9 protein-coding genes are annotated in these 6866 nt (G+C 71.8%); 8 read left to right on the forward strand and 1 reads right to left on the reverse strand.

Features of this window, described 5'->3' with window-relative positions:
* The 7 genes from MFF42_RS12400 to MFF42_RS12430 form a co-directional block, all read left to right on the forward strand.
* A partial coding sequence (locus tag MFF42_RS12400; RefSeq protein WP_238256029.1) for a pyridoxine 5'-phosphate synthase occupies nucleotides 1–164 on the forward strand: 164 nt, incomplete at its 5' end.
* Nucleotides 161–571, forward strand: a complete 411-nt coding sequence (acpS, locus tag MFF42_RS12405) for a holo-ACP synthase (protein ID WP_238256021.1) — start codon at nucleotides 161–163, stop codon at nucleotides 569–571. The genes MFF42_RS12400 and acpS, both read left to right, overlap by 4 nt.
* Nucleotides 572–701: 130 nt before the next feature.
* Nucleotides 702–1508, forward strand: a complete 807-nt coding sequence (gene lepB / locus MFF42_RS12410; protein WP_238256022.1) for a signal peptidase I — start codon at nucleotides 702–704, stop codon at nucleotides 1506–1508.
* A 60-nt stretch (nucleotides 1509–1568) separates the two neighbouring features.
* Nucleotides 1569–2339, forward strand: coding sequence for a ribonuclease III (gene rnc, locus MFF42_RS12415; RefSeq protein WP_238256023.1), 771 nt, complete (start codon nucleotides 1569–1571; stop codon nucleotides 2337–2339).
* A gap of 20 nt (nucleotides 2340–2359) precedes the next feature.
* Nucleotides 2360–3316, forward strand: a complete 957-nt coding sequence (era, locus tag MFF42_RS12420) for a GTPase Era (RefSeq protein WP_238256024.1) — start codon at nucleotides 2360–2362, stop codon at nucleotides 3314–3316.
* Between the two features lie 213 nt (nucleotides 3317–3529).
* On the forward strand, nucleotides 3530–4456 hold the full coding sequence (locus MFF42_RS12425; protein ID WP_238256025.1) for a class I SAM-dependent methyltransferase: 927 nt from the start codon (nucleotides 3530–3532) through the stop codon (nucleotides 4454–4456).
* A gap of 13 nt (nucleotides 4457–4469) precedes the next feature.
* Nucleotides 4470–5198, forward strand: a complete 729-nt coding sequence (locus tag MFF42_RS12430; protein WP_238256026.1) for a pseudouridine synthase — start codon at nucleotides 4470–4472, stop codon at nucleotides 5196–5198.
* Nucleotides 5199–5202: 4 nt separating this feature from the next.
* Here the strand turns inward: MFF42_RS12430 and MFF42_RS12435 are convergent, their stop codons facing one another.
* Nucleotides 5203–5826: a Pr6Pr family membrane protein gene (locus MFF42_RS12435; protein WP_238256027.1), complete on the reverse strand. Its 624-nt coding sequence runs from the start codon at nucleotides 5824–5826 to the stop codon at nucleotides 5203–5205.
* Nucleotides 5827–5938: 112 nt separating this feature from the next.
* Here MFF42_RS12435 and MFF42_RS12440 point away from each other — a divergent pair, with 112 nt between their 5' ends.
* The gene (locus MFF42_RS12440; protein WP_238256028.1) at nucleotides 5939–6730 is read left to right on the forward strand and encodes a hypothetical protein; all 792 of its coding nucleotides are present in this window, start codon (nucleotides 5939–5941) and stop codon (nucleotides 6728–6730) included.
* Nucleotides 6731–6866: the final 136 nt, after the last annotated feature.

Consider the following 6866-nt stretch of genomic DNA (forward strand, 5'->3'; position numbering starts at 1 on the left):
GCCTCACCGTCGAGAGCGTCGGCCCCGTGGCGGCGCTGCCGCAGATCCGCGAGCTGAACATCGGCCACGCCCTGATCGCCGAGGCGATCTTCGTCGGCCTGCGGCAGGCGGTCCACGACATGCGCGCGGCGATGGACCGGGCGCGGCGGCAGGCCGAGCCGTGATTCTCGGCGTCGGCACCGACCTCTGCGACATCCGCCGTATCGAGTCCTCGCTCGAACGCTTCGGCGAGCGCTTCACCCACCGCGTCTTCACCGACGGCGAGCGGGCGAAATGCGACCGGCGCGCCGCCCGCGGGCCGTCCTACGCCCGCCGCTTCGCCGCCAAGGAGGCCTGCGCCAAGGCGCTCGGCACCGGCATCGCCCAGGGCGTGTTCTGGCGCGACATGGAGGTGGTCAACCTGCCCAGCGGCCAGCCGACCCTGAGGCTGACCGGGCGTGCGCGGGAACACCTCGAACGCATGGTGCCGGACGGCCACGAGGCGCGCCTGCACCTGACGCTGACCGACGAGCCGCCGCTCGCGCAAGCGTTCGTGATCATCGAGGCGGTGCCGCTCCCGGCGCCATCGTAGGTTCGGCCCGGCGCATCCTTCGCGTTGCGGGGCGGCGCGGCTTAGTCTAGACCCGCCGCCCAGCACGACAGCCCACGGCCACAGGGTAGCGGCTGCCGGATGACACGGCGGGGCCGAAGGCGGACCACTCATGGATACAGGACAGGCGCGCGTGGATCGCGAGGGCAAGACGGAGATCCGGACGGCCGAGCCCGGAACCTGGGCCAGCATCCGGGAAACCGTGAAGGTCGGCGTGCAGGCGCTGCTGATCGCACTCGTGGTGCGGACGCTGCTGTTCCAGCCGTTCAACATCCCCTCGGGCTCGCTGATCCCGACCCTGCTGATCGGCGACTACCTGTTCGTCTCGAAATACGCCTACGGCTACTCGAAATACTCCCTGCCGCTGTCCGAGTACCTGCCGTTCCAGGCGCATGGCCGGGTCTGGGCCGCCGAGCCGAAGCGCGGCGACATCGCCGTGTTCAAGCTGCCGAAGGACAACGCGACCGACTACATCAAGCGCGTGATCGGCCTGCCCGGCGACAAGATCCAGGTGGTCGAGGGCGTGCTCAACATCAACGGCAAGCCGGTCAAGCGCGAGCGCATCGCCGACTACGAGACCCTCGACGCCTTCGACCAGACCGTGAAGGTGCCGCAATACATGGAGACGCTGCCGGGCGGCGTGTCCCACCGGGTGATCGAGCGCGACGGCGACCGCGGCTTCTGGGACAACACCGAGGTCTACACGGTGCCGGCCGGCCATTTCTTCATGATGGGCGACAACCGCGACAACTCGACCGATTCGCGCGACCTCGCCAGCGTCGGCTACGTGCCGTTCGAGAACTTCGTCGGCCGGGCGGAGATGATCTTCTTCTCGATCGACGAGCGCACCCCCGCCTGGCAGATCTGGCGCTGGCCCGCGGATGTGCGCTGGGGCCGCATCTTCTCGACGATCCACTGATCGCTCGACGAACGTGACAGCGACGGGACGATCCGCCGTTCTTTCCCGAGGCGGACGGCGATGAGCGAGGACGGCGAGGGCGCCGCGCGCTCCAGCCGCGCCCGGCGCGCGCACCGTCCGCGGCCGAGCCTCGCCGTGCTGGAGGCGCGCATCGGCCATGTCTTCGCCGACCCGGCCCTGCTCCCCCTGGCGCTCACCCATGTGAGCAAGGCCGGCCAGTCGGGCCGGGTCGGCAGCTACCAGCGCCTCGAATTCCTGGGCGACCGCGTGCTCGGCCTCGCGGTCGCCGAGACGCTGTACAGGGCATTGCCCGACGCGGAGGAGGGCGAGCTGTCGCGGCGGCTGGCCGGGCTCGTGCGGCGGGAGACCTGCGCCGCGGTGGCCGAGGCCTGGGAGGTCGGGCCGCATCTCAATCTCGGACCCGGCGAGATCCAGACCGGCGGGCGGCGCAACCAGACCATCCTCGCCGATGTCTGCGAGGCGATCCTCGGAGCGGTGTTTCTCGACGCCGGCTACGAGGCGACGCGGGCGATCGTCCAGCGCGCCTTCCGCCCCGGCGAGGAAACCGCCGCCCCGCGCGGGCGCGACGCGAAATCGGCCTTGCAGGAATGGGCGATGGCGCGCAGCCTTGCGATCCCCGTCTACGAGGTGGTGGAGCGCTCAGGCCCCGACCATGCCCCGGTCTTCCGGATCGCGGTGCGGGTCGAGGGCATTGAACCGGGATACGGCGAGGGCGCCTCCAAGCGCGTGGCGGAGCAGGAGGCGGCCCGCGCCGTGCTCGCCCGCGAAAACATCGGCGGGACGCAGGGGAAGGACGGATCGGGTGGTTAAGTCGCGGATGGTCGGATCGGATGTCTGAGCACGAGCCGGAACACGAACCGGAACATGAGGCCGAGGACGGCGCCGCCCCGCAGGAGACGCGCGCGGGTTTCGTCGCGCTGATCGGCGTGCCGAATGCCGGCAAGTCGACCCTGCTCAATGCCCTGGTCGGCGCCAAGGTCTCCATCGTCTCCCGGAAGGTCCAGACGACGCGGGCGCTGGTGCGCGGCATCGTCATGGAGGGCGAGGCGCAGATCGTGCTCGTCGACACCCCCGGCATCTTCGCGCCGAAGCGCCGCCTCGACCGGGCGATGGTGCATTCCGCCTGGAGCGGCGCGGCGGATGCCGACGCGGTCTGCCTGCTGATCGATGCCCGCAAGGGGGCGGACGAGGAGGTCGAGACCATCCTGCGCCGCCTGCCCGAGGTGAAGCGGCCTAAGATCCTGATCCTCAACAAGATCGACCTGATCGCCCGCGAGCGCCTGCTCGAACTGGTGGCCAAGCTCAACGCGATGGTGCCGTTCGAGGACACCTTCCTGATCTCAGCGCTCAACGGCGACGGCGTCGCCGACTTGCGCAAGGCGCTCGCCGCCCGGATGCCGCCCGGCCCCTGGCTCTACCCGGAGGACCAGATCTCGGACGCGCCGCTGCGGATGCTCGCCGCCGAGATCACGCGGGAAAAGATCTACGACCGGCTGCACGAGGAACTGCCCTACCGCTCCACCGTCGAGACCGACCAGTGGCAGGTGCGGCCCGACGGCTCGGTGCGGATCGAGCAGACGATCTTCGTCGAGCGCGAGAGCCAGCGCTCGATCGTGCTCGGCAAGGGCGGCCAGACCATCAAGGCGATCGGACAGGCGGCCCGCATCGAGATCGCCGAGGTGGCCGAGGCCAAGGTGCACCTGTTCCTGCACGTGAAGGTCCGCGAGAACTGGGCCGACGATCCCGCGCGCTATCGCGAGATGGGGCTCGAATTTCCGACCGGCTGACCTCTATTCTGTATTCGATTCTGCTCCTCATCCTGAGGTGCCGGCGCGAAGCGGCGGCCTCGACGGATTCTCCGGATCCCGCGTGATTCCCGGAGGATCCGTCGAGGCCCCGCTGTCTCGGGCACTTCGGAATGAGGGTCGGGGTCGGACGAATTCCCAATGCCGATGGCCCCGGCCCGAACGCCAAGCCCCAAGCTCTACGCCCCAAGCCCCATGCCCCACACCGATCCCGACATGCGGGCCGTCCTCTACGGCCTGCCGCCCTCCGACCTCGCCGCCCTGCCGGACGGCGCCGCCCAGGTCTCGCCGCTGATCCCCGGCTCGGCGCGGCTGGAGGATGTGGCCGAGGCGAGCCTGGAGGCCGCCCTGCTGCTGGCGCCGCCCGGCACGGTCGAGCGGCGCTACGCCCTGGCGCTGGCGATCCGGACCCTGCGGCCGGGCGGACGGCTCGTGGCGCTGGCGCCCAAGGACAAGGGCGGCACGCGGCTCGCCAAGGAGCTGCGCGGCTTCGGCTGCGCGGTGACCGACGAGGCGCGGCGCCACCACCGCATCTGCACGGCGACGCGGCCCGAGGCGCCGGAGGGCATCGCCCCGGCGGTCGAGGCCGGCGCCCCGCGCCATATCGACAATCTCGCCCTCTGCACCCAGCCCGGCATCTTCTCCTGGGACCGGCTCGATCCCGGCTCCGCCCTGCTGCTGCGTCACCTGCCTCCGCTCGCGGGGCGCGGCGCCGATTTCGGCTGCGGGCTCGGCATCCTGGCCCGCGCGGTGCTGAAATCCGAAAAGGTCACCGCGCTCGCGCTGATCGACATCGACCGCCGCGCGATCGAGATGGCCCGGCGCAATGTCGGCGATCCCCGCGCCACCGCCCACTGGGCCGACCTGCGGGGGGCGGAGCCGGCCCTGTCGGGCCTCGACTTCGTCGTCTCGAATCCGCCCTTCCACGACGGCGGCGCCGAGGATCAGGCGCTCGGCCAGACCTTCATCGCCCGCGCGGCGGCGGTCCTGCGGCCGGGCGGCACGCTGCACCTCGTCGCCAACGCGCACCTGCCCTACGAGGCACCCCTGCGCGCCGCCTTCCGCAGCGTCACTCCGACGGTGACGGAGGGCGGCTACAAGGTGTTCGAGGCGCGCAAATGATCGAGGCCCTCAAGTGAAGGCCGTGCGCCTCGACCGGCTGCTGGCCAATCTCGGCTACGGCTCGCGTCGGGAGGTCGAGGGCCTGGCCCGGGCCGGACTCGTGCGCCTCGACGGGCAGGCCCTGCGGGACGCCTCGCAGCGCATCCCGCTCGAGCCCGACCTCTCCGCCCGGATGACGGTGGAGGGGAGGGCGCTCGATCCGCTGCCCGGCCTCTGCCTGATGCTGCACAAGCCCCTCGGCGTCACCTGCTCGCACAAGGAGGCGGGGCCGCTGGTCTACAGCCTGCTGCCCGAGCGCTGGCGCCGGCGCGATCCGGCGATCTCCACGGTCGGCCGCCTCGACAAGGAGACCTCGGGCCTCCTCCTGATGACCGACGACGGGGCGCTGCTGCACCGGATCATCGCGCCGAAGGCCAAGGTGTCCAAGCGCTACCGGGTGAGTCTGGCCCGCCCGCTCCAGGGCGACGAGGCCGCGATCCTCGCCTCGGGCGAACTGATGCTGGAGGGCGAGGACAAGCCGCTCCTGCCGGTGGAGATGGAGACCGACGACCCGACCCACTGCACGGTCACCCTGCACGAGGGCCGCTACCATCAGGTCCGGCGCATGTTCGCCGCGCTCGGCAACCACGTCGACGCGCTCCACCGTGACCGCGTCGGCGGCCTCGCGCTCCCCGCCGACCTGCCGGCGGGGGAGTTCCGGATCCTGGGGCCGGGCGAGATCGCCGCCTTGTTCGAGGGGTAGCGCCCTATCCGCTGGCGAGCCGGCGCCGGGCGAGGCGGCGGTCGAGGAGCACCAGCACCCAGCCGACGCCGAGAAAGGCCGCCGCGATCGCCCCGGCATAAGCCGCGACGGGACCCCAGCCGATCTTGCCCACGTCGAGGAACGGGTAGGGATAGCGCGCGTCGTAGGCGCCGCGCACGAGCGTGTAGCCGAGATAGGTCAGCGGGTAGCTCGCGAACAGCGCGAGGTCGCGAAAGCCGAGGCGCCCCTTCGGCGCGAAGACGAGCCAGAACAGCGGCACCAGCACCGGCAACGCCTGATGCAGCAGGATGTCGCCGACGAGGTCGCCGCCCCGCAGCGTCTTGAGCCCGTAGAGCAGCAGCCGCTGCACGAGACCGACGAGCAGCGTCGCCAGGACCGCCGTCGCGACGAGCCGCGGCTGGGCCAGGGCCGGCAGCCGCAGGGCGATCCCGCCGAACACCGCGAGCACGAGGAGTCCGGTCAGGTTCGTGAAATAGGCGACCATGATCCAGGCGGTCAGCGGCACGGAGCCGGTGCGGCCGAACACGGCGGTGAAGCCGGCGGCGACGCCGAGGGCGGCGCAGAGCGCGATCAGGGCGGCGGCGAGGCGGGCGCTTCGGGATTCCATGGTCGGTCGAGTCGGAGCCGGGGGAGGGCGGAGCGTTCTGGCCGCCCATCGCGACCATGGCATGACGCGAGCCGCTTGACAGGTCGGGCGCGGTGCCGGACGCCACGCGACCGTGCTGCTCGACCTCCTGCATCTCCTGACCACGTCCGCGCCGCCGGCCCAGCGCCGGCTCGGCTACCTGCGCGACAGCATCTGGCTGATGTCGCGCGCCCGCCGCTGCCGCTGCGCCTGGGCGCCGCATCTGGAGGCGAGCCGGGCGGTGATGCGCGCGGCCATAGCCGCGACCGAGCAACGCGACACCGCGGTGGTGCTGGGCTCCGGCCTCCTGCTCGACGTGCCGCTGGCGGATCTCGCCGAGGGCTTCCGGCGGGTGGTGCTGGTCGATGCCGTGCATCTGCGGCCGGCCCGGCGCGCGATCCGCGTCTTCGCCAACGTCGAGGCGCTGACGGCGGACCTGAGCGGCGCGATGGCGCTGATGACGGGCGCGGCGCCCGATCTCGATCCGCGCCTGCCGCCGGTCTGCGCCGAGCCGGGAACCGGCCTCGTCATCTCGGCCAACCTCCTCTCGCAGCTGCCGATCCGCCCGGTCGAGCGGCTGGAGACCTCGCGCCGGGCCCTGGGACCCTGGACGCCGGAGGACGGGGACGCCTTCGGCCGGCGGATCGTTGCGGGCCATCTCGACGCGCTGGCCGGTCTGACGGCGCGGGTCTGCCTCGTCACCGATATCGACGAGACCGAGGAGGACCGGCAGGGGCAGGTCCACGCCCGGCACGACCTTCTCTACGGCGTGCGGCTCGGGACGCCCGAGCGGGCCTGGACCTGGGACCTCGCGCCCTTCGGTGAGACCGCCCGCAACCGGCGCCTGCTTCACCGCGTCGTGGGCTTCTCGGATTGGCAGGCCTGATCGGGACGGCCGGACCCGGCTGGGCAGAAACCCTTCCTCCGGAATCCGGTTGATCGCTTCTGTTCCCAGTCACCCCGTCATCGCGAGGCGAAGCCGACGCGATCCAGGGCGCGCCCTTTCCGGAAAAGTCGCGCCC

It is taken from the genome of Methylorubrum podarium, from assembly GCF_022179745.1.
Taxonomy (GTDB): Bacteria; Pseudomonadota; Alphaproteobacteria; order Rhizobiales; family Beijerinckiaceae; genus Methylobacterium; species Methylobacterium podarium.

Coding starts and splice junctions, on each gene's coding strand:
- lepB (WP_238256022.1), top strand. CDS start 702: ATGGATACAGGACAGGCGCGCGTGGATCGCGAGGGCAAGACGGAGATC.
- rnc (WP_238256023.1), top strand. CDS start 1,569: ATGAGCGAGGACGGCGAGGGCGCCGCGCGCTCCAGCCGCGCCCGGCGC.
- MFF42_RS12425 (WP_238256025.1), top strand. CDS start 3,530: ATGCCCCACACCGATCCCGACATGCGGGCCGTCCTCTACGGCCTGCCG.
- era (WP_238256024.1), top strand. CDS start 2,360: ATGTCTGAGCACGAGCCGGAACACGAACCGGAACATGAGGCCGAGGAC.
- MFF42_RS12435 (WP_238256027.1), bottom strand. CDS start 5,826: ATGGAATCCCGAAGCGCCCGCCTCGCCGCCGCCCTGATCGCGCTCTGC.